Raw genomic sequence first — 22,055 nt, 5'->3', positions numbered from 1 at the left:
GGAGGTGGAAGATGGACTTTTTAGGAAAAGAACAATCACCCTTAACCTTTGAGGAGTGGAACCAGCTTGAGAAGGCTATAATTGAGGTTGCAAAAAAGACGCTTGTGTGTAGAAGGTTTATGCCTGTGGTTGGCCCAATAGGTGTGGGCCATCAGGTGATATCTTATGATGTATACCTTGGTGTGGAGCCGGGTGTATGTGAAGTAAGGCCTGGGGAGGAAAGCGAACATTGTGAGCCTGTAAGGACCGGAAAGAGAAGGCATATAGTCCTTCCAACCATATACAAGCCCTTTAGCATAAGCTGGAGGGACTTAGAATACTACAGGCAGTTCAACCTTCCCATAGATACATCTCAAGCTTCTGCGGCAGCCTTTGCCACAGCGGTGGCGGAGGACACTCTCATAATCCATGGAAATCCAAAACTGGAGATAGAGGGCCTTTTGACAGTGGAAGGAAGGCAAACCATGTCCATGAGCGATTGGGATGTGCTTGGTAATGCCTTTAACGATATATCTCTTGGTATAGCCAAGCTTTCTGAAAAGGGCTTTTACGGAGACTACTACCTTATACTAAACCCAAAGGACTACTTTAAGCTAAACAGGGTATATCACAACACAGGCCTTTTGGAGATTGAACAGATAAGAAAGCTTGTAAAGGATATATACTACACGCCCATAATGCCAGAATCAAAGGCATTGCTTATATCGGCAGGACCACAGAATATGGACATAGTCATAGGCTTGGACTTTAGCCTTGCCTATGTGGAATCTACCAACATGGTGCATCACTTTAGGGTTATGGAGATAGTAGCACCAAGGATAAAAAGGCCTGGGGCCATACTGGTGATAGGAGAAAAGTGAAGGAAAAGTGGAAGGTAATAGAAAGGCTACTTTCTGAAGAGTATGATATTGAGGTCCAGGGGAGTTATGAGGGGTGGGGTGCGGGCTACGACCCTAAGTTTTTACCCCTTACAGAGATGTGGGCAAAGGGAGAGGTGGAGGATGTGCCAGAGGTAGTAAAAAGGCCTGCGGGGGTGGTCTTTCACATACAAGAGCTTTCAAAAAAATCGGAAGAGGAGGCCATAAACACCATAAGGCATGAGATTGAATACCTCTTTTCCACAGACCTTTACCTGTGGAGGCTTGGCCAGAGAGAGTTTTACAAGTTTGGCTTTACCCCCACCTCCTTCCTTGTGCTTTACTCTGTGCTTGAGTCCATAAAAACAGACTCAAGGATAATAAACGGCCATCCTCAAAGCTATTCAACAATCATAAAAAACTACGAAGATATTCTAAAGGAGATAGACACATACTATCCACACCATAATTTTTCCCTTAGCCTTTTGAAGTCATGGCTTGGAAAGGAGGCCATTCCCAAAGATACAGAAAGGACACTCTATGAATACTTAAACTCAAAAAACAGAGAGGCCTACGACATACTCATGGAAGACCTGCTTGGAAAGTATATAGCCCATATAGAAAAGGCGCAAGAGATAAACTACATAGACCTCCTTTTGGATGAGGCAAGAGGAAAGGTAAGAAAGGATGCCCACAAAGGAAGGATAATGACAGACCTCCTTAAAAAGCTTCCGGAGGCTCTGCAAGAGGTAATAACAGAATACAAGGATAAAAGGGCCATAGATATACCAGAAATTGAAAGAAAGGAGATTTTAAAGAGCCTAAGGAACATGCCCGACTGGATGAGGGACTACCTAAGGCAGATGTCTTACATAGATATGATAGAGAGGGATGTGGAGCTTATAAGGCACTTTTTACCAAAGACCTTGGAGGTAGATATAGAGCATAGGGGATTTCTTAGCTTTTTGATAAAGGGATGGGAGGAGCAAGGTAGTTCTGCCTCCAGCGGTTTGAGCCTTGGGGGAAGGTCTGGAGAAAAATCTCAAGAGGACAGACTGTATGAAAAAGCCTACGGAATGAACAAGGAGGAGTTTAAGGCCTACAGGAGGATGATCTCAAACATACTGCCCTATGTGGAGGCACTAAAGAGAAAGCTTAAAAAACTCATGCCAGAAGAGGAGGAAGGCTGGTCTGGAAAATACTTTTATGGAAGGAGGCTTAACAACAAGGCCCTTAGCGTGGAGGCTTCCATAGGAAGGGGGAGGATGTACATGAGAAGGGAAGAAAGCATAAGAAAGGAGATAGCCTTTAAGCTTCTCATAGATATATCCACATCCATGAAAAGGGAGGATAAAATACAAAAGGCCATAGAGGCACTTCTTTTGTTCTCCGAGGTAATAAGCACTTTAAAGATGCCCTTTTCCATAGATGTGTTTAGCGACAGAGTATTTAGATTAAAGGAGTTTCATGAGGATTATAAGGTAGTAAAGTGGAGGATTTTGGAGCTTTTTAACATGCTTGGTGGTGGAACAAACTTTGAAAAGGCTTTACTTTATGCACATGAAGATATTCAAGTATTTTGCGCCAAAAACCATATGAAAGGCTGTATGCTTGTCTTCTCCGATGGCGAGCCTACAAGGGGCCTAAGAGGCCAAGAGCTAAAAAGCCTAATAAACCAGATAAAATCCCTAACACCCATCATAGGCATAGGCGTTGGCTTGGAAAAAAATTATGTGGACTATTACTTTGAAAGCACTGGAATAAAGATAAAAGATGTATCCGAACTTACCTTGGCCTTTACAAGGATAATAGAAAATCAGGCAAGGAGGCTTCTGGCCTTTCAATAAGAAGGCTTATGTTCTCTTCCGGCTTTTCCACCAAAAAGCTGTATTGGGTTTGAGGGGGATATTTTTTTGCCTCATAAAAGAACTCATCCCCTTGGGACCTTTGGCCGAGGGCATAGTTTATAAGAGCCAAAAGTATATACTTCTCTTGACAGTCTTGTGCCAACATCAACCATTTGGTAGCCTCCAAGTATTTAAACTCTGTTATATACCTCATGCCTATGTAAAGTGGTTCACTGTTTTTTAAAAAGTCTTCCTTTTTAAGCCTTTTACCCTCTTTGTCCACTATCCTTATCCTAAACCTGACCCTCATCACCCAAACCCATCATGGAGTAAACATAAACATGTTTTTAAATTAAAGCACATGAGGACTTATTTCAAGGAAGAACTAAAGGAAAGGAATATAATATTGGCAAGGTCTGGAGAAACTCCAGAGAAGATAGAGATAGACCAAGATGAGATAAAGGTTTATGCTAAGGATGAGGTTTATCATATACCCGTAGAGTCTTTAAGAGGCAAGGCTATAATGGATAGGTTAAACTACAAGGGAGAACTCACACAGGAGATATATATTTAAAACATTAAACTGAGCTAAGGAGGTTTTTATGGATAAGTGGGAAGCTTTTCTCTTTGATGTGGCAGAAAAGGCCATAAACTACCAAAGGCTTTCAAAGGAAGAGGCTTTAAATATATTGAGATTGCCCGACGAGTATATAGCCCTCATGGTCTACTTAGCGCAGAAGGTAAAAAACCATTTCCATCCACCAGATAAGATAGAGTTCTGTTCCATAATAAACGCCAAAAGCGGTGCCTGTTCGGAGGACTGTAAATTCTGCGCCCAGTCTAAGTTTTATAAGACTCCCATAAACGTGTATAACCTTGTGCCAAAGGATGAGATAGTAGAAGGTGCTTACAGAGGTGTGGAGTTTGGAGCAAACCGATATTGTGTGGTCCTAAGCGGGAGGGCTGCCACAAAGGAAGAGGTAGAAAGAATATGCGAAGGTGTTAGTGAGATAAAGAAGGAAGGCCTTCCTATAAATGTGTGCGTTTCTGCCGGGACTCTTGATGAGGAGTCTTTAAGAAAGCTAAGAGAGGCTGGCGTAAAGCGTGTGAACCATAACCTTGAAGCATCAGAAAACTTCTTTCCAAAGATAGTTACCACTCACTCTTGGAGAGAAAGGTATGAGACAATAAAAAGGATAAAGGCTGTGGGCCTTTCCACCTGTTGTGGTGGCATATTCGGTATGGGAGAAAGCTATGAAGACAGGGTGGACCTTGCCCTAACTTACAGAGACCTTGAAGTGGACTCCATACCCCTTAACTTCCTTATGCCCATTGAAGGCACACCACTACAGAATGCACCCGGCATATCACCCATAGAGGCACTAAAGGTTATAGCCATGTTTAGGTTTACAAACCCAAAGGCGGAGCTAAGGCTGTGCGGTGGTAGAGAACAAAACCTCAGAGATTTTCACGGTATGGCTGTGCTTATGACCAACGCCATGATGGTAGGAGGATATCTCACCAGAGCAGGTAGGGATATAAAGAAGGATTACCAGCTTTTGAAAGACCTCAATTTTGAAAGGTTGGTTAGTGTGGAATAGGTGTGAAATTCCTTGTAGAAAAATTACGGGAAAAGCCATACTTAGGAATGGTATGTGAAATTCTCCCGTAGGGTGTGTAATTCCTGTGAAATTTGACCCCCTCAACCTGTGAAATTTGAAAACAAAAAATTATGGAAAAAGCTATACTTAGGTAAATCTACCCCCTTAAATTTGAGTCTGGTGTTATAAAATGCATATTCTTCTTCTATATATTTAGCTTCCTTAATAAAAAAAGAAAATATAGAAGAAGATAATAGGACCCCCAGAATTTCACACCCCTTTGGGAAATCCTTGAAAATCAAGCACTTGCGGAAAAAGAATTTCACATCCCATTTCAAAAGCTTGATATTCCTTGTTTTTGTGTATTGAGAGAAGCCTTGATAATCAAGCACTTCAGAAGAATTTCACAATTTCACACCCATAATCCTAAATACGGGTTTTTCCGAACTTTTTTGAAGTTGATGTGTGTAAAATTTTTATGGAAAACGCCATATTTAGAAATAGGGTGTGAAATTCTTCCACAAGGTGTGAAATTCTTTTATGATTTAAATCATATTTCAAGATGGCAATTTATTGCCTGCTTCAAATAATTATGAAAAACATATGCCAAGTGAAAATTAATCAAACCAGGTCTTACCACTTGTCTTTGAAAAAGATAAATGAGACAAATAAGGAAGGATGACTTTCTTACCCAGCTATTACAATGTGGGCGTCTTTTCCTTTATTCTAAACTGTAGCGCCTCTGCAATATGATGGCTTGCTATCTTTTCTTCGCCTTCAAGGTCTGCTATGGTCCTTGAGACCTTTAAGACCTTCATGTAGCCCCTACCGGTTAAATTCAATCTATCAAGGGCGCCTTTCAATAAGCTATGAGCTTCCTGCGTCATCACACAATACTTTTTCACCTCTTCGTTAGTCATGCGTGAGTTATACTTGGTTTTGCTGTTTTTGAACCTTTCCCTTTGAATATCCACAGCCCTTATAACCCTCTCCCTTATCTGCGCCGAAGTTTCTCCCGAGTTCATACTAAGAAGCTCCTCCTTTTCCACCGGGTTTACCCACACCCTTAGGTCTATCCTATCCATTATGGGCCCAGATATCTTGGATTGATAGGCCCTTAGTTGCACGGGGGTGCATGTGCAGGCCTTATATGGATTCCCGTAGTTTCCGCAGGCGCATGGGTTCATTGCCACTACAAGCAAAAACTCCGAAGGAAAGCTTATCCTTCCCCCAACCCTTGAAACAGTAACCCTCCCATCCTCTAAGGGCTGTCTTAAAGATTCTATTGCCTTTCTGCTAAACTCTGGGAACTCATCAAGGAAAAGAACACCCCTATGGGCTAAGGAGATCTCCCCCGGCTGTGGTATGGTGCCACCTCCCACAAGGGCGGACTCTGAGGCGTTGGTAAGTGGATTTCTAAAGGGCCTTCTGGTTATTATGGGAGTCTTCTCATCCAAAAGGCCTGCCACGCTGTATATGCGTGTTATCTCTATAGCCTCTTCAAAGGTCAAGGGTGGCATTATGGTTATGAGCCTTTTGGCAAGCATACTCTTGCCAGCTCCCGGAGGTCCAATTAGCATAACAGGATGAAAGCCAGCTGCCGATATCTCCATTGCCCTTTTTGCCTGATGCTGTCCATAGACCTCGCTAAAATCCACATCAAAGCTTTCAAAGTTTGAAAATATCTCTTGAAGGTCCACCCTTACTGGCTCTTTTTTTATATTACCCACTAAAAAATCCACCACATCTTTTAAAGATTCAAAGCCATAAACTTCCACACCTTCCACAATGCCAGCTTCCTTCGCGTTCCTCATTGGCACTATAAAACGCCTATAGCCCAGCTTTTTCAAGGATAAAACCACCGGCAAAACTCCCTTTACAGGGTTTATCTTCCCATCAAGGGAAAGCTCGCCCATGACAACATAATCCTCTGGAAAATCCAAGCCTGTAGAAAGCCTTATGATGCCAAGGGCCATGGGAAGGTCGTAGAAGGTGCCTTGCTTTTTAAGGTGAGAAGGAGAGAGGTTTACCGTTATCCTTTTTACAGGAAGCTGAAAGCCTGTGTTCTTTAGGGCTGACCTTACTCTGTCCTTTGCTTCGTTTATGGCCTTGTCTGGAAGGCCCACGATGGAAAACTGGGGAAGCCCGTTGGATATGTCTACCTCCACATCCACCTCAAACCCCTCTATCCCCAAAACCCCACCGCTTTTTATCCTACAGAACATAGGAAAATTATATCAATCAAAAACCCTTACAATCCTATAATAGGTATCCCTCTGGGCTGGCACAAAGCCCGCAGACCTTATGGCTTCCACCATATCCTCCACCTTTGGAATGCTTACCTTGTAAGAAGTGGAAGATATTACATTCTCCTCAATCATCACGCTTCCAAGGTCGTTGGCCCCAAAGTTAAGGCCTATGATGCCTATTTGCATGGTTTGGGTTACATGAGAGCTTTGAATGTTTTTGAAGTTATCCAGGTATAGCCTTGAGATGGCAAGCACCTTTAAGTAGTAGTTGGAAGAGGCCTCTTCTAAGTTGTCAAGCTGGGTTTTGCCCTTTTTGAAGGTCCAAGGTATGAAGGCGGTAAAGCCTCCCGTCTGGTCCTGTATCCTCCTTACCCTCTCTAAGTGTTCCACTATATGCCAAGGCTTTTCCACATGGCCAAACATCATGGTGGCTGTAGAAGTCATACCAAGCTCATGGGCCGTCCTGTGGACCATCTCCCACTCTTCAACGGTGCATTTACCGGGGCTTAAAAAGCTTCGTACCTCTTGGGAAAGGATTTCTGCACCACCGCCTGGAAGGGAGTCAAGGCCCGCCTCTTTTAACCTTTTTAACACCTCCCTTATGCTTAGCCTCTCTATCTTTGCAAGATAGACTATCTCCGGTGCAGAAAAAGAGTGTATTTGAACCTGTGGAAACCTCTCCTTTATGGAGCTTATAAGGTCCTCGTAGTAGCTAAGTGGTAGGTCTGGGTTTAGGCCGCCTTGCATGAGAAGGGTTGTCCCACCCCATTCTACAAGCTCCTCAACCTTTTTAAGTATGTCCTCCTTTGGAAGCACATAGCCTTCTGGAGAGCCTACCTTCCTTTGGAAAGCACAGAACTTGCACCCTGCCACGCATACATTGGTGTAGTTTACATTCCTATCTATGACAAAGGTGGCTATGTTTTCTGGGTGGTGCCTTTTTCTTACCTCATTGGCAAGGTATCCCAAAACTGTTATATCTTCCTCAAAAAGGCTAAGAGCTTCCTCCGGACTTAGCCTCTCTCCTTCCAAAACCTTTTCATAGACCTCCGCCTGCACCATGCCTACAAAATTTATCTCAAGCTCCAAACTTAGCAAGCCTAAGAGAGTGGGCAAGCATGAGGTTTATCAGCTTTTTGGCTGGAAATATGCCAAGCTCACCCTTTAAACACTCCCTTTCTGTAAACCTTTGAGATGTTCCACCAAGCACGTAGGGAGAGTGTAAAAGCACGGGCACAGGATGCCAAGAGTGTCCCTTTAAAACGGAAGGCGTAGAGTGGTCTCCCGTTATCACAAGCACATCGGGTTTTAGCTCCAGTATTTGTGAAAGGTTTTTATCAAACTCCTCTATAACCTTTACCTTTCCCTTGTAGTTTCCATCCTCTCCATAAGAATCTGTCTTCTTTATGTGAAGGAAGAAAAAGTCATAGTCCTTCCATACCTCTTTTAGAGCCTTTATCTCATCCTCTATGCTTTGTCCTTCAAAGCTTATAAGGTCCATGCCTACAAGGCTTGCAAGGCCTTTATACATAGGATATACCGCTATGGCGCAGGCTTTTAGTCCAAACCTCTCTTCAAAGCTTTCCATCTTTGGCTTTTGAGAAAAGCCCCTAAGGAGCATGTAGTTTGCCCTTTCCTCATCCTTTAATACCTCTTCAACCCTCTCTAAAAGCCTTCTTACCACCTTTGCCACCCTTTCGGAAGCTTCCGTCTCACCCCTTGGCTCTATAGGTTCCAGCCCTTCCTTCTGCGGGTCCGTATCTTTTATCCTGTCGCTACCCTCTGGAAGCTCTTCTGGAAATCTAAGGAGTATGGCAACCCTGTGTTCCATACCGGGCGCAAAAAAGACCTTAACCCCGTCTATCTCCTTTATCTTTTCGGATAGCTTTGATGTTATCCTCCTGTTTTCTTCTGTGGGTATCCTTCCGGCTCTTCTATCCTTTACTACAAGCCTTCCGTTTAATCTTTCCACCGTGGCGTAGTTGGCCCTTATGGCTATATCGGTGGACCTCACTTCCAATCCAAGGCCCAGAGCCTCAAGTATGCCCCTTCCTATCTGGTATTTCAATGGGTCATAGCCAAAGATACCAAGGTGTCCAGGCCCACTACCGGGAGTTATGCCATAATCTACAGGGATATGAAGGCCAAGGGCTGACCTTTTTGCCAAGCTATCAAGGTTTGGCGTGCTTGCAAGCTCAAGCTCCGTTTTCCCATCCTTTACAGGAAGGCCACCTATGCCATCAAGCACAATCAATAGTAGCTTTGTATTGTTCTTTTGGACCAAGGCCTCAAGCATAAAAGTTATTTTAGCACCTTATGGCCCTATCTGCCTTAGGAAAGGCGGTATTTCCTCCGTTTTTAGCCATCCACACTCTTCCAAGGCCCTTTCTACAGATTCCCTTGATAGCCTTGTCCTCTCCATTAAGAGCTTTACAAACTCTTCCCTTCTTCCCTTATAGTTCTCCACCTCTTCATGGCTTACCTCTGGGAACCTTGAGGCTATCCTATCCTTTACTATGTTCCAAGCTGCAAGGTTGGAGTAGAGGTTAAACTCCTTGTTTCTAACTGTTTCTTTCACCGTCAAAGATTTAAGGAATTCAATCCTTTCAGGCTTTATGGTTAAAATGGCTTCTGCCATAAGTGGGTCCACAGTGTAGAATATGCCAAAGAGCTTTCCGAGTATCCTCCTTTGAGTCCTTATCATCTGGTCCAGTAGGTCCTGCACTTCTGGCTCCACCTTATCGTATATGAGCTCAAAGTAGTTTAGCTCTTCCAGCTCAAGGCCTCCAATGTATCTTATAAAGTTGGCAAGCTCATGGTAGCTTGTTAGTTCTCCTTTTATCTCTTCCTTTACCGCCTCCTTTTGAGCCTCTCCATAGTCAAGGACCACATCTGTATGTATGGGTGGTATTATGTGGTAGGTTTCCGACTCCCATCCTGCCTTTCTAAGTATCTGTTCCGCCGCATCCATGGTAAGGTTATACTTCTGCATAAGGAGTTTCTTTAGGCCTTCCCTGTCTTTTCTGTATTTGTCCAATTCTTCATCTGGTATATCCACTTCTACATATACAAGCCTTTCCTTTCCGTTGTCCAGTAAGATCACATTCTTCCTACTCTTTATATGCCTCTTTATAAAGCTCCAATCCTCATCGGTCATTATAGGCTCTGGATGCCACTGCTTGGACATTTCCTCTTCAAGCTCAAGGTATGGCACGCTTTCATACCATGTGGCCTTGTTTAGCTTTGACTCTATTACCTCCTCGCTTTCTCCCAGCTTGTTTTTTACATACTCTATAAACTCTTTTCTTTTGAACTTAAACCTTTCTATCTCATCAAGGCTAAGCTCTGGGAAAAGAACTTTTAGCTTATACTTTATAAAATCCCAGTTGCCAAAGAGGTTTTGTGGGTCAAGGGCCTCATACCCGTAGGGGTTTGTCCTCAAAAAGTCAAAGTAATAGCCTATAAACTTCCTCACCCTTGGGTCCGTTAGGGCCAAGGTTTTTATAAAATCTGGGTCGTAGAACTCTATTATGCTGAGAAGCCTTGCTATGTTTACTTTCTTGATGTTGTGAAGATGGCATAGCTCTATGGCATACTTTCTTGGTATATTTTCCACAGCGCAATACTCATTCAGCACATCCATCTCAGACCTCAAAAGGCTTCTAAAGAAAGAAAGCTTCTCCCTTCTTGATAGGTTTTCTTTGTTAAGTAGAACTTCTATCATCTTTCCCACCTCCTTACCCTTTAAAGATAGAACATTAAAAGAGTTGGACAATAAAACCTTCTTATATTGGCTATAATAATACACATCAGGAGGGAGCAATGGAGAGGTTTGTAGCCTTTGACATTGAAACCTTTTGTCCCATAGAAGAGCTTTCGCAGGAAGAGCTTTTGTATCTCATAGGTAGGAAGGACCTCCTTTCTAAGGATAGGCTTTACAGGGAGATTTCTACAAACCCCTACGTTTCTTATGTTATTTCCTTTGCTTTCTTTTTCATAGAATCAAACATTGCAGAAGTTTATTATGTGTGCGAGGAAGAAAAAGAAGAGATAAAAGATTATGCAATAAACCATAGAGTTATAAAGGTGTTTTATAAGCCAATAGTTATGAACTCCGGCCTTTTGGAAGCAGAAAGAATGCTTTTGGAATATTTTTGGGAGAAGTTTAGCACAATAGAAAGGTCTATAACCTTTCATGGTGAAAGCTTTGATATGGAGTTTATGAGGATAAGAACCATAATACATGGTCTAAAGCCAAAATCCTTTATGGATTATTTACGTTCAAAGTATACTTATAACATAGATTTAAAAGAATTTTTTAGATTTGCTAAAAATAACTATTCCCTAAGCTTCATATCAAGAAGGTTTAACCTTCCAGTAGATAAGGGGGATATGGATGGTTCAAAGGTTAGGGAAGCCTTTCTTAACAAAAGGTATAAGGATATAGCGGAATACAACCTAAGGGATGTTATCATTACAGGTTTGTTATACGAGAGGGTGAAAGACTATATACACTGGCATGGAGATGACTTTCCACAACTTAAGGAACGTATGTTAAACCTTTTGGAATCAAAAAATATGTTAGAACCTAAGGAATTTTTGAAATATGTTTTAGAAAAAGATATCCTTACATCGGCGGAGGCTTCAAAGCTTATAAATTTCTACTTGCTTAAACAAAATAAAGCTTCAAACCAGAGGCAAATGGACAAACCAAAAGAAAATACGGTTTCAGAAAAACAGATTGGTTTTCTTCGCGACTTGGCTCAAAAGGTAGATGTGGATATGGAGGAGGTATGCGACCAGCTTAGCTCTTATACCATAAGGCAGGTAATACAATCCTTGGAAGAAGAAGAGATAACATAGGCTTGTTTATCCTTCCTTATTGCCTATATTAAAAGTAGTATAAAAGACAGGAGGTTTTTTATGTCTTTAAGGCCCTTAAAGCTTAGGAACAAAACCATACCAATACCCATAATACAAGGGGGTATGGGTGTGGGTATATCTTGGGAAAGGTTGGCGGGTGCAGTGGCAAAAGAGGGAGCTGTGGGAGTGGTGTCAGCAGTAGGAACTGGTTATAGGTATCCAGAGCTTGTTAAAAGAGATAAGTTTGGAAGGCCCATAGGGTCTGTGTATGCTCATAGCAAGGAAGCTCTTACAAGGATAATTCAAGAGGCAAAGAGAATATCTGAAGGCAATGGCGCCATAGGCGTGAATATACTATGTGCCATAACGGATTATGGTAGGGTTGTGGCAGATGCAGTAGAAGCCGGTGCAGATGCCATAATATCTGGCGCTGGGCTTCCTTTGAGGCTTCCCGAATATGTGGGTGATGCGGACGTAGCTTTAATTCCCATCGTATCTTCCGCCAGAGCTTTGAACCTTATATGTAGAACATGGGAAAAGAAATATAAGAGGCTTCCAGATGCAGTTGTTTTGGAAGGGCCCAAGTCTGGAGGCCATCAAGGATTTAAGTATGAAGAGTGCTTTATGCCAGAATACCAGCTTGAAAACCTATTCCCTTCTGTGCTTGAAGAGGCAAAAAAGTGGGGAGATATACCTGTAATAGTGGCTGGTGGAGTTTGGAGCTATAAGGATATACTCTACTACATGGAAAGGGGAGCAAGTGGAGTCCAAATGGCTACGCGATTTATAGCAACTTATGAATGTGATGCACCACCCATTTACAAAGAGATATTACTAAATGTAGAGGAAGAGGATATAATACTCCTTAAATCTCCCGTCGGCTATCCTTTAAGGGTTGTAAGGACCCCCTTTATAGAAAGGCTTCTTGCAGGATATAACGGCTGGAATGGGTGCGTTTCTCACTGTATAACTCCTTGTAATAAGGGTGAAGAAGCCAAAAAGGTTGGCTTTTGTATAGCGGATAGGCTTGGAGCTGCATGGCTTGGAGATTACGAGGAGGGCATATTCATAAGTGGCGCAAACGGCCATCTTCTTAAAAAGCAAGGTATTATAAGCGTAAAAGAGCTGATTGAGATGCTAACCGGTAAAAGACCAGACCCCACATTGGAAGATTCTTATGCGTTAAAATAAACCTAAAGGAGGGGTAATATGTTTAGAGCCTTATGGACCTCAGCATCGGGTATGACAGCCCAGCAAACAAACCTTGATGTAATATCTCACAACATGGCAAACGTTAACACTGTGGGCTTTAAGAAGATGAGGGCAACCTTTCAGGACTTAGTCTATCAAACAATAAGGGACCCAGGAGCTCCCACATCACCAGCCACACGTAATCCCTCCGGCTTCCAAGTGGGTCTTGGAACCTATGTATCGGACACCTATGGGATTTTTACACAAGGGAACATTTTACAGACTGGCAATAACTTGGATGTGGCCATTCAAGGTGATGGCTTTTTTAAGGTGGTTATGCCAGACGGCACAATAGCCTATACAAGGAATGGACAGTTTAGGCTTGATGCGGACGGAAGGATAGTTAACCCAGATGGCTACCCACTGGACCCAGAGATAACCATACCCCCGGATGCTATAAGCGTAGGCATTGGTCCAGACGGAACCGTAACTGTTCTAAGACAGGGAGCTACCACAGTGGAAGAGGTGGGAAGGATTGAGCTTGCCAAGTTTGTAAACCCAGCAGGCCTTCGTAGGATTGGCAACAATCTTTTTATACAAACAGACGCTTCTGGAGAGCCTATTGTGGATAACCCTGGAAACCAGGGCTTGGGAACGCTTCTTCAAGGTTATTTAGAAGCCTCCAACGTGAATATAGTGGAGGAGATGGTAAACCTTATAATAGCCCAGAGGGCCTTTGAGTTTAACACAAAGGGCATAACTGCAGCGGATGAAATGCTTGGCCAGACTGCCAATCTAAGGAGATAGTATATAATTTAATGCATGGCTGAAGAAGTAAAAGAGGCAAGGGAGGAGAAAAAGGGAAAGTCAAAGCTAATCTTTATAGTTGCTTTTCTTTTAATACTTCTGGCTGGTGGTGGAGGTGTTTATTTTTTCCTTTTTGCAAAGAAGGATAAAAAAGAAGAAAAGGCACCATTACCATCTCATGTGGGTGTTATGATGGAAATTGGCACCTTTACTGTTAACCTTGCTGATAAGGATGTGGATGCTTATGCGAGGGTATCCATAACCTTGGAACTGTCCGATGAAAAGGTTCGTCAAGAGGTAGAAAAAAGGCTTCCCATAATAAAGGATGCCATCATTGATGTGATAAGCAGTAAAACCTCATCCTTTGTAAAGACGCCAGAGGGAAGAGAAAACCTTAGACTTGAGCTTATAAAGAGGATAAACACCATACTCTTTGAAGGTGGTGTTAGGAACATATACTTTACGGAGTTTGTAGTGCAGACCACATGACGGACTTCTTCCTTAGCCTTTTACGCGTTCTTGTGGCCCTTGGGATAGTAATAGTACTTATACTCATTACTTTGCCTTACCTTCTTCCACTTTTACAGAGGATAAGATGGACAAAGGAAGAAAAAGGTTCTGATATAAAGCTAAAAAGGCTAATTCCCATCGGTAGGAATATGTTCTTAATTGAGCTTGAGATAAAGGGCAAGCTCTTTGTTGTTGCCATGAGTGAGGGCGCAGTAGAGGTGATATACAAAGATGAAGCTGATAATACTTAGCCTTTTATTTATTAGCCTTTCCTTTTCACAGCAGATCATCCCAAACATAGACCTAAGGGTTGGCACAGGACAGCTTGATACCTCCATAAGGCTACTTATCCTCCTTACCATCCTTTCCCTTGCGCCCTCCATACTCATAATGACCACCTCCTTCATAAGAATAGTTATAGTCCTTTCCCTTCTTAGGCAGGCCATTGGCACTCCAACCGTGCCACCAAACCAGGTTATAGTTTCCCTTGCCCTTTTCCTTACCTTCTTTATTATGAAGCCAGTCTTTGACCAGATAAACCAGGAAGCTCTTCAACCTCTCTTAAAAAGACAGATAACGGACCAAGTGTTTTTTGAAAGGACCTCATCCATAATAAAGGATTTTATGGTTAAAAATACACGCAAAGAAAGCCTAAAGGTCTTCCTTGATGTGGCAAACCTCCCAAAGGAGGAAAGGGAAAGGATAAAAGGACCAGATGATATTCCCTTAAGCGTGGTAATACCAGCCTTTATGGTAAGCGAGATAACCACTGCCTTTCAGATAGTCTTCCTTTTATACCTTCCCTTTTTAATAATAGACCTTGTGGTAGCCTCCATACTCATATCCATAGGCATACTAATGATACCACCGCAGATAATCTCCCTGCCCTTTAAGATAATGCTCTTTGTGCTTGCCAACGGATGGGAATTGGTGGTATTATCTCTTGTAAGGAGCTACCAATGAGTCCAGATATGGTTATATCCCTTGGACAAAAGGCTCTTGAGATGGCCCTTATACTATCCGCGCCCGTCCTTCTTATTACCTTTTTGGTAGGCCTTGTTATAAGCATACTCCAATCGGCCACACAGATACAAGAGATGACCCTTAGCTACATACCCAAGATAGTGGCAGCATACATTACAATTCTGGTGCTTGGAGCATGGATGCTCAACAAACTGCTTGACTACACAAAGGAGTTAATAATAAACATACCCACCTGGTTCCGATGACCTTGGACATAAACGCCCTTCTTACCCTTTTCCTCGTTTATATGAGGGTTGCTACCTTCCTTATAATGGTTCCAGTCTTTGGAAAGGAGTTTATACCAAACACCTTTAAGCTTTTCCTTGCAACGGCCTTAGGCTTTGCCCTTTTTCTTTATTCTGACATAAAGCCCTTAGAGTTTCCAACCACAGCCCACTTTTTCTTAGCCTTGCTAAAAGAGTTTCTTTTTGGCTTTACTGCTGGCCTCATGCTTAGGCTACTTTTTGATGCCATGCAGATGGCCGGTGAGTTTATAAGCATAAACATGGGCCTTAGCTTGGCCACAATTTTTAACCCTCAACAGCCCCAAACTACGGTAATTTCCTTCTTCTTTTCCCTCCTTGCCACGCTTATCTTTTTATCCCTTGGCGGTACAGAGATCGTTCTGCTTGCTATGGTAAAAAGCTTTGAAAGAATGCCCCCCGGCGCCTTTAGTATTTATAGTATAAACTCTGAGTTCTTTCTAAACTTTTTTTATGAGAGCTTTCTTTTGGCCTTCAAAGTAGCCCTTCCAGTTATGGTTGTGATGCTACTTTTTAACTTAATACTTGCCTTAGTAAACAGGTTTATTCCACAGATAAACGTTTTTATTGTGGGCCTTCCTATACAGATATTTATAGGCCTTTGGGTGCTTATACTTTCCATGCCTGTTATACTTTGGGCCTTCTCTTCTCATACAAGGGAGTATATAATTAAATTCGTAGCCCTTCTTGGTGGTTAAATATGGCGCAAGAGAATAAAACAGAAAAGGCTACGCCTTATAGGCGTAGGAAGCTTAGGGAGGAAGGAAATGTAGCAAAAAGCCCAGAGCTTGCCTCTTCTATTACTGTCTTTTTATCCTCTATAGTCCTTTTCTTCACCGGTGCCTATCTCTTCTATGAAGTTGTCGGCCTTATACGCCTTATTATGGAAAACCCATATGTAGGATATTCTTCAATCTTTGGATTGTTGAGCCAAAGCCTTCCACGGTTGCTTCTTCCCTTTTTCCTAATAGCAGTGCTTGCGGTCATACTTGTTCATATAGGACAGTTTGGCTTTATTTTTACCTTAAAACCTCTACAGTTTAAGTGGGAAAGATTAAACCCCTTTGAAGGATTAAAAAGATTGTTCTCTTTAAACACCCTATTTGAGCTTGTAAAGAATACACTAAAGGTTTCCTTGTTTATCATAGTTTCCTACTTTCTTGTAAAAGGAGATATAGACCATCTGCTTACTGCGCCCTCCGAGGACGCCCTTAGCTTTATACTCTATCTACTTAAGCTCATCTTTAAGATAGTGATAACGCTAAGCATCTTTGCCATACTAATATCCGTCCTTGATTATGGATATAAGAGGTGGGACTATGAAAGAAGGATAAGGATGAGTAAGGAGGAGGTAAAGGAAGAGTACAAACAGCATGAGGGCAACCCACAGATAAAAGGTGCGATAAAAAGAAGGATGAGACAGCTTGCCCGTGGAAGGATGATGCAAGAGGTGCCAAAGGCGAGCGTGGTCATAACAAACCCAACCCACATAGCCATAGCCCTTAGGTATGACCCAGAAAGGGGTGATAAGGCTCCCAAGGTTTTGGCAAAGGGAAAGGGTATCGTGGCAGAAAGGATAATTGAGGTGGCTCAAGAGCATGGCGTTCCAATAATTAGAAAGGAAGAGTTGGCAAGGGCCATGTATCCTTTGGTTGAAGTTGGTGAAGAGATACCACCAAGGTTTTATAAGGCTGTGGCAGAGATAATAGCCTTTATAATGTTTAGGAAGAAGAGGGTGGCGGTATGAGTGAAATGGGTAAAGTTCTGTTGCTTATGGGCCTTATCCTTATAATCTTAGGCCTTCTGCTTACCTTTTTTGAAAAGTTACCCTTTGGGCTTGGAAGGCTTCCGGGAGACATACTTATAAAAAGGGATGGCTTTACCTTCTATTTCCCTATAGCCACTTCTTTGGTGTTAAGCATACTTTTTTCTTTACTTCTTATGCTTTTGGTAAATCTTTTGAAAAGATAAGTGGCGGAGCCGACGGGACTTGAACCCGCGCCCTCCGGCTTGACAGGCCGGCGTTCTGACCGGGCTGAACTACGGCTCCTACAGATTTATATTATATCACCTTTTTAGAAGAAGTGTAGCCAGTTTTTCTATTTCCAATGCTAAGTTAAAGTCCTTTTCTGTAATACCGCCAGTCTCGTGTGTTGTTAGCCTTATTTTGAGTTTTTTAAAGCTTACTTCCACATCTGGATGATGCCAATGAGCTTCCGCAAGGCTTGCTATTGCATTAAAAAGAAAAACAGTTTCTTTCCAGTTTTTTGTATTGTATTCCCTTATTAGGTAGTTATCTTGGTGTTTCCACTCGGGAAGGGCCTTTAGGCCCTCTTCTATCTCTTGCCTTGAATATACTCTCAATTCTCCATCGCCTGGCATTTAGGGCATACCCCGTATATATGCAGGGAGTAGTTATGCACCTTATAACCTTCCATATACTGTGGAGGATTCCAATCTATGCAAAACTCTATATCCTTTATGGCTCCGCATTGGGTACATATAAGGTGATGGTGGTCGCTCGTGTTGGCATCGTAGCGTACAGAACCACCCCAGTAGGCCACCTTTTTGACAAATCCAAGCTCTTCAAGAGTTTCCACCGTTCTGTATACGGTTGCAAGAGATACAAAGGGGTATTTCTTCTTTATCTCGTTGTATATATCCTCCACAGTAGGATGGTCATCCCTGCTAAGAAGCACCTCATACACCGCCACCCTTTGGGGCGTAATCTTTAGCCCCATATTCTTACAAGCCTCTATAAACTCCTTAATTTTTTCCTCTTTAAGCATAAGTATATAATATAAACCACATGCTAATAATTTTCAATATCATACTCTCTTTCCTTGCTTTGGCTAAGGATATGCAATTTCCTACTTGCAGGCTCATGGTGGCAGACACACAAGAGGAACGAGAAAAGGGCCTTATGGGGTATAGGTACCTTGTGGGTTATGATGGTATGGTTTTTGTTTATAAAGACAAAAGGATAAGGCATTTTTGGAACAAGAACACCTACCTTGAGCTTGATCTGTACTGGATTGAGGGTAATAAGCTTGTAGGAAGGTCCTATCTTCCACCGGTGGATAAGGCTGGAATAGTAATAGTTTCTTCTCCAAAGCCTGTGGATGCTGTTGTGGAGCTTATTAAGGACAGGAGGTGTGTTTATAAGGGTATATTGCTTTCACCTTAGCTTTAGCATTGCCAACGCCAGAATGCCAAGCAGAAGTGATATGATCCACATCCTTACAACTATCTTTGGTTCTGGAACTCCAGATAGTTCAAGGTGATGGTGAAAAGGTGCCATCTTAAACAGCCTTTTGCCTTTTGTGATCTTAAAGTATGCCACTTGAAGTATTACTGAAAGGGTTTCAAAGACAAAAATACCACCAGCTATAGGAAGTAAAAGCTCCGACTTGGAGACCAAGGCTATAACCCCAAGCCCAGCCCCCAAGGAAAGGGCCCCCACATCTCCCATAAAAAGCTGTGCAGGAAAGGCATTGAACCACAAAAAGCCCAGTCCAGCACCTACTATGGCAAAGCACAAGATGGTAAGGTCTCCTGCATAAGGCACATAGGGAATGTTAAGGTAGTTGGCTATGCCCATATGCCCCGTTGCGTAGGCAACTATACCAAGGCTTGCAGCTGTGGTCATAACAGGTCCAATAGCAAGGCCATCAAGCCCATCTGTTAGGTTTACGGCGTTTGATGTGGCCACTATAACAAACATGGCAAAGGGTATGTAAAGGATGCCAAGGTCAATCTGTAGGTTTTTAAACAGAGGGAAATAGAGCTTTGTATTAATATCACCGTGCATATATATAAAAAAGGCAGTTATGCCAGCTACAAACACTTGGGCTATGAATTTTTTCTTGGCTGATATACCTTTTTTGTTCCTTAGTTTTACCATATCATCCCAAAGGCCAATGAGGGCAAAGCCCAAAATACAAAAGGTTATTATCCAAAAATATAAAAGGTCAAGCCTCATAAGTAAAAGAGAGGAAAGTAGAACAGAAAGCACTATGATAAGGCCACCCATGGTGGGAACGTATCTTTTTACCAAATGCCCCTCTGGAGTATATTCTCTTATATAACCTTTAAAAAGCCTTTGTATGGCCTTCATCTTTTTCATAAAAAAGGGTGTAAGTATGAGCGTTATTGTGAAGGCTATAAGCACAGCCAAAAAGGACCTAAAGGTTATGTATTTAAACACATTGAAGACAAAGAAGTAATCTCTAAGGTAAAGGGCTAAATGGTATAGCATCTTAGCACCTGTTCCTGCTTAGGAGTCTGTCAAGTATTATGGCAACGGCGTTCCTAACAGAGAGATGGTTCCAGTCTCCAGCACCGTATATAGGCTCAAGGATGTAGTCAAAGGTGTTCATAAGGGATGGGGGAATACCATGGCCTGTTCCAAAAACTATCAAAAAGTCCCTTTCCCTTTTATTTATTTCTTCCGAAAGCCATTTGTAAGATACGGTGTTTGGGTAAGTTCTTGCATCTGTGCCAACAACCACCGGCTTTTTGCCCCTTGTTGCTATTATATCCTCAAGCACCTCTTCAAAGGTATAACATAGCTTTACAAGCTTTACCACCTCATTCCTTGTAGGGTTTGTCTTTTGACCCTCCTCTGAAAGCCAATAGTCTATCTGCTTTCTAATTATCATCCTTTGGCCATCCACTGGCTGTACTATATAGTAGGTGTTTATCTCATAGGCCCTTGCAGGCCTTGCAATATCATGAAGGTCCATGGTGGTAAAAGAGGTTATGATGCTCCTCCCTTCCTTATCCATGGCTGGGAAGTGAAGAAGAGCAATAAAAACATTATGGTTTATCATAAATTCCTTATTATAACCTAAAACTCAACTCTAACTGCCACTCCGTGCAGTTTTTTATGTGGAAACCTGTAAAACTCCACAAAGCTTGGCGTGGAACGTTTTATCCAGCTAAAGATTTTCCACAGGAGTTTATCCGTATATATGTGTTCAACGCCGTAGAAGATGACCCTTTCTCTTATTCCAACCTTTGAGAGTTCTTTATCAATATCCAAAACCTCCATATATCCATACCTTATCTCAACGAGCCTGAGACCTTCCGCTATACTTCCCTTTACAAAAGTCTCGGTACCAAAAGGCTCATCCCTTTTTATTAAGGAGAGAAATACATTATCTTTGTATAGAATGCCATGGTCAAACATTGTTTGTATAACGTAGGGAGGTATAGCCTTTAAATCCCTTATCAAAAATATGGCTGTGCCTTCTATCTTTGGCGATCTTTTATAAATTTCTTCATATTCAATAACAAAGTCTTTAAATGGTTTGAACTCCATGTTTTTGTAGAGTTTTCCTTGGCCTTTTATATAAAGCGTCATAACAGATAATGGCACAAAAGCAAAGAAGATAGACCAGTATGCGCCGTGAGGTATTTTTGTGCTACTTGATAACCAAAAAACTATATCTACAAGGAATAAGAATAGGGAAATAAAAAAGTGAATATAGGATCTTTTAAACAGGTAAATGATTATAAGGAAAAATCCAGTGATGCTCATGGTTGTTATAACAGCAAAGCCGTAAGCTGCAGCCATATTGTCTGAAGTTTTGAAGTTGAAATGCATAAATATAACACCCAACATTAAGGCCCAATTTACCGCTGGTATGTATATCTGTGTGCTTATCTCTGTGGATGTGTGTTTTACATTAAGAAGTGGAGCTATCCTTGTGTTTATAGCCTGAAATACAATGGAAAAGACACCGCTTATGAGGGCTTGGGAGGCTATGATGCCGGCTACTATTACGAGTAAAAGAAAAGGTATATAAAATCTATCTCCCAGTAATGCTTTTGCTGATGCAAAAAATATAGATTGTCCCTCTACAGTGGTGTTAAGTATGACAAAAGCCACCTGTCCAAGATAGTTTAAAGTTAACATAAAAAACACAAAGACCCATGCCCTTCTTATAGATACCCTTCCGAGATGCCCCATATCTGCGTATAGGGCCTCTCCTCCTGTAGCTGCCAAAATAACCTCGGATAGGGCTATAAAGCCTTTCAGCGGGTTTGATATTAAAAACTCAATGGCGTAGTGGGGACTAAGGGCTTTTATGACCTGTGGTGCTTGTAAAATATAGTAAAGTCCTATTATACCTATGGAAGTAAACCAAAGGACCATTATGGGTCCAAAGAAACTGCCTATCTTGCCCGTTCCCTTACTTTGAATGGAAAAGAGTGCTATTGTTATGATTATGGCTATGAGAATTACTTCCGATTGGGGCATGTTTTCAAATCCAGGGATAAGCCTTATACCCTCGGAAGAGCTTAGGATGGTTATGGCTGGTGTGATTACACCATCTCCCATAAGGAAGCTAAGGCCCAACACTATTAAAGCCCTATAAAGTTTTCTAAGTTTTTGGTTTTTTGTAAGAGACTTGGCTATTTCGCCCAAAACTACTATTCCACCCTCCCCTTTTATGCTTAGGTTCATGGCAAGCCATGCATATTGAACAGAAACCAGTATGATTAGCGTCCAAATTATGAGAGATGCTATGCCTACCATCTGGTCCTTTTCTGGTTTTGTGAGTAGCATAAGGACTGTTAGTGTATATATTGGGCTTGTTCCAATGTCGCCAAAGACTGCTCCAATAGCTCTTATGATATCCCTTATTTCTTTTAACATCCCTAAAGATATATTATATATTGGGCTTGTTCCAATGTCGCCAAAGACTGCTCCAATAGCTCTTATGATATCCCTTATTTCTTTTAACATCCCTAAAGATATATTATATATTGGGCTTGTTCCAATGTCGCCAAAGACTGCTCCAATAGCTCTTATGATATCCCTTATTTCTTTTAACAT

Annotated in this window: 25 protein-coding genes and 1 tRNA gene; 15 read left to right on the top strand and 11 right to left on the bottom strand. The window is 42.0% G+C overall.

Going from position 1 to position 22,055, the window contains the following annotated elements; genetic code table 11:
• Positions 1-11: 11 nt before the first annotated feature.
• Positions 12-860, top strand: a complete 849-nt coding sequence (locus tag ACZ5GB_RS08770; protein WP_464326841.1) for a family 1 encapsulin nanocompartment shell protein — start codon at positions 12-14, stop codon at positions 858-860.
• The gene (locus ACZ5GB_RS08765) at positions 857-2,704 is read left to right on the top strand and encodes a vWA domain-containing protein (RefSeq protein WP_464326840.1); all 1,848 of its coding nucleotides are present in this window, start codon (positions 857-859) and stop codon (positions 2,702-2,704) included. Before ACZ5GB_RS08770 ends, ACZ5GB_RS08765 begins: the two co-directional genes overlap by 4 nt.
• Here ACZ5GB_RS08765 and ACZ5GB_RS08760 read toward each other — a convergent pair.
• Positions 2,655-3,014, bottom strand: a complete 360-nt coding sequence (locus ACZ5GB_RS08760; RefSeq protein WP_464326839.1) for a hypothetical protein — start codon at positions 3,012-3,014, stop codon at positions 2,655-2,657. The genes ACZ5GB_RS08765 and ACZ5GB_RS08760 overlap by 50 nt on opposite strands.
• A gap of 51 nt (positions 3,015-3,065) precedes the next feature.
• On the opposite strand from ACZ5GB_RS08760, the gene ACZ5GB_RS08755 reads away from it, so the two are divergent.
• The gene (locus ACZ5GB_RS08755) at positions 3,066-3,278 is read left to right on the top strand and encodes a pantothenate kinase (protein WP_464326838.1); all 213 of its coding nucleotides are present in this window, start codon (positions 3,066-3,068) and stop codon (positions 3,276-3,278) included.
• A gap of 28 nt (positions 3,279-3,306) precedes the next feature.
• The gene (gene bioB / locus ACZ5GB_RS08750; RefSeq protein WP_464326837.1) at positions 3,307-4,305 is read left to right on the top strand and encodes a biotin synthase BioB; all 999 of its coding nucleotides are present in this window, start codon (positions 3,307-3,309) and stop codon (positions 4,303-4,305) included.
• A gap of 698 nt (positions 4,306-5,003) precedes the next feature.
• Here the strand turns inward: bioB and ACZ5GB_RS08745 are convergent.
• Genes ACZ5GB_RS08745 through ACZ5GB_RS08730 form a run of 4 tightly spaced genes read right to left on the bottom strand, consistent with a single transcriptional unit; the run spans position 5,004 to position 10,278 of the window.
• A complete protein-coding gene (locus ACZ5GB_RS08745) occupies positions 5,004-6,530 on the bottom strand; it encodes a YifB family Mg chelatase-like AAA ATPase (RefSeq protein WP_464326836.1) in 1,527 nt (508 codons plus the stop codon).
• Positions 6,531-6,542: 12 nt separating this feature from the next.
• A complete protein-coding gene (gene mqnC / locus ACZ5GB_RS08740; protein ID WP_464327832.1) occupies positions 6,543-7,616 on the bottom strand; it encodes a cyclic dehypoxanthinyl futalosine synthase in 1,074 nt (357 codons plus the stop codon).
• A gap of 16 nt (positions 7,617-7,632) precedes the next feature.
• Entirely contained in the window at positions 7,633-8,850 is a 1,218-nt protein-coding gene (locus ACZ5GB_RS08735) for a 2,3-bisphosphoglycerate-independent phosphoglycerate mutase (protein WP_464326835.1), read from the bottom strand.
• Between the two features lie 18 nt (positions 8,851-8,868).
• Complete coding sequence (locus ACZ5GB_RS08730; RefSeq protein ID WP_464326834.1) at positions 8,869-10,278, bottom strand: UBA domain-containing protein; 1,410 nt, start codon at positions 10,276-10,278, stop codon at positions 8,869-8,871.
• Between the two features lie 98 nt (positions 10,279-10,376).
• On the opposite strand from ACZ5GB_RS08730, the gene ACZ5GB_RS08725 reads away from it, so the two are divergent.
• The 10 genes from ACZ5GB_RS08725 to ACZ5GB_RS08680 are packed head-to-tail and all read left to right on the top strand — an operon-like array spanning position 10,377 to position 17,182.
• Positions 10,377-11,417, top strand: a complete 1,041-nt coding sequence (locus tag ACZ5GB_RS08725) for a ribonuclease H-like domain-containing protein (protein ID WP_464326833.1) — start codon at positions 10,377-10,379, stop codon at positions 11,415-11,417.
• 60 nt (positions 11,418-11,477) lie between these two features.
• Complete coding sequence (locus ACZ5GB_RS08720; protein WP_464326832.1) at positions 11,478-12,608, top strand: NAD(P)H-dependent flavin oxidoreductase; 1,131 nt, start codon at positions 11,478-11,480, stop codon at positions 12,606-12,608.
• Between the two features lie 18 nt (positions 12,609-12,626).
• Positions 12,627-13,415 carry a flagellar basal-body rod protein FlgG gene (gene flgG, locus ACZ5GB_RS08715; RefSeq protein WP_464326831.1) on the top strand — a complete coding sequence of 263 codons (789 nt, stop codon included), beginning with the start codon at positions 12,627-12,629 and terminating at the stop codon, positions 13,413-13,415.
• A 15-nt stretch (positions 13,416-13,430) separates the two neighbouring features.
• Positions 13,431-13,904: a flagellar basal body-associated FliL family protein gene (locus tag ACZ5GB_RS08710; protein ID WP_464326830.1), complete on the top strand. Its 474-nt coding sequence runs from the start codon at positions 13,431-13,433 to the stop codon at positions 13,902-13,904.
• Positions 13,901-14,176 carry a hypothetical protein gene (locus tag ACZ5GB_RS08705; RefSeq protein ID WP_464326829.1) on the top strand — a complete coding sequence of 92 codons (276 nt, stop codon included), beginning with the start codon at positions 13,901-13,903 and terminating at the stop codon, positions 14,174-14,176. Before ACZ5GB_RS08710 ends, ACZ5GB_RS08705 begins: the two co-directional genes overlap by 4 nt.
• On the top strand, positions 14,157-14,888 hold the full coding sequence (fliP, locus tag ACZ5GB_RS08700) for a flagellar type III secretion system pore protein FliP (protein WP_464326828.1): 732 nt from the start codon (positions 14,157-14,159) through the stop codon (positions 14,886-14,888). Before ACZ5GB_RS08705 ends, fliP begins: the two co-directional genes overlap by 20 nt.
• Positions 14,885-15,154 (top strand): flagellar biosynthesis protein FliQ, encoded by a 270-nt coding sequence (gene fliQ / locus ACZ5GB_RS08695; RefSeq protein ID WP_464326827.1) that lies wholly within the window; start codon positions 14,885-14,887, stop codon positions 15,152-15,154. The genes fliP and fliQ overlap by 4 nt, the downstream gene beginning before the upstream one ends.
• Positions 15,151-15,909 carry a flagellar biosynthetic protein FliR gene (fliR, locus tag ACZ5GB_RS08690; protein ID WP_464326826.1) on the top strand — a complete coding sequence of 253 codons (759 nt, stop codon included), beginning with the start codon at positions 15,151-15,153 and terminating at the stop codon, positions 15,907-15,909. Before fliQ ends, fliR begins: the two co-directional genes overlap by 4 nt.
• A 2-nt stretch (positions 15,910-15,911) precedes the next feature.
• Positions 15,912-16,958: a flagellar biosynthesis protein FlhB gene (flhB, locus tag ACZ5GB_RS08685; RefSeq protein WP_464326825.1), complete on the top strand. Its 1,047-nt coding sequence runs from the start codon at positions 15,912-15,914 to the stop codon at positions 16,956-16,958.
• Complete coding sequence (locus ACZ5GB_RS08680) at positions 16,955-17,182, top strand: DUF2905 domain-containing protein (RefSeq protein ID WP_464326824.1); 228 nt, start codon at positions 16,955-16,957, stop codon at positions 17,180-17,182. Before flhB ends, ACZ5GB_RS08680 begins: the two co-directional genes overlap by 4 nt.
• 1 nt (position 17,183) lies before the next feature.
• Here the strand turns inward: ACZ5GB_RS08680 and ACZ5GB_RS08675 are convergent.
• From ACZ5GB_RS08675 to ACZ5GB_RS08665, 3 genes are all read right to left on the bottom strand, one after another.
• Positions 17,184-17,261, bottom strand: a tRNA-Asp gene (locus tag ACZ5GB_RS08675).
• 17 nt (positions 17,262-17,278) lie between these two features.
• Positions 17,279-17,593 carry a 4a-hydroxytetrahydrobiopterin dehydratase gene (locus ACZ5GB_RS08670; RefSeq protein WP_464326823.1) on the bottom strand — a complete coding sequence of 105 codons (315 nt, stop codon included), beginning with the start codon at positions 17,591-17,593 and terminating at the stop codon, positions 17,279-17,281.
• Positions 17,572-18,000: a Fur family transcriptional regulator gene (locus tag ACZ5GB_RS08665; RefSeq protein WP_464326822.1), complete on the bottom strand. Its 429-nt coding sequence runs from the start codon at positions 17,998-18,000 to the stop codon at positions 17,572-17,574. Before ACZ5GB_RS08665 ends, ACZ5GB_RS08670 begins: the two co-directional genes overlap by 22 nt.
• Before the next feature lie 20 nt (positions 18,001-18,020).
• On the opposite strand from ACZ5GB_RS08665, the gene ACZ5GB_RS08660 reads away from it, so the two are divergent.
• Entirely contained in the window at positions 18,021-18,398 is a 378-nt protein-coding gene (locus tag ACZ5GB_RS08660; RefSeq protein ID WP_464326821.1) for a DUF192 domain-containing protein, read from the top strand.
• On the opposite strand, the gene mraY is transcribed toward ACZ5GB_RS08660, so the two are convergent.
• The 3 genes from mraY to ACZ5GB_RS08645 are packed head-to-tail and all read right to left on the bottom strand — an operon-like array spanning position 18,390 to position 22,055.
• Positions 18,390-19,469 carry a phospho-N-acetylmuramoyl-pentapeptide-transferase gene (gene mraY / locus ACZ5GB_RS08655; protein WP_464326820.1) on the bottom strand — a complete coding sequence of 360 codons (1,080 nt, stop codon included), beginning with the start codon at positions 19,467-19,469 and terminating at the stop codon, positions 18,390-18,392. The two genes, ACZ5GB_RS08660 and mraY, sit on opposite strands and share 9 nt — an antisense overlap.
• Before the next feature lies 1 nt (position 19,470).
• Positions 19,471-20,043, bottom strand: coding sequence for an RNA methyltransferase (locus tag ACZ5GB_RS08650; RefSeq protein ID WP_464326819.1), 573 nt, complete (start codon positions 20,041-20,043; stop codon positions 19,471-19,473).
• A 17-nt stretch (positions 20,044-20,060) separates the two neighbouring features.
• On the bottom strand, positions 20,061-22,055 hold the full coding sequence (locus ACZ5GB_RS08645) for a KUP/HAK/KT family potassium transporter (protein ID WP_464326818.1): 1,995 nt from the start codon (positions 22,053-22,055) through the stop codon (positions 20,061-20,063).

This window comes from Hydrogenobacter subterraneus (assembly GCF_055390195.1).
This window is presented reverse-complemented; position numbering and strand designations above follow the sequence as displayed.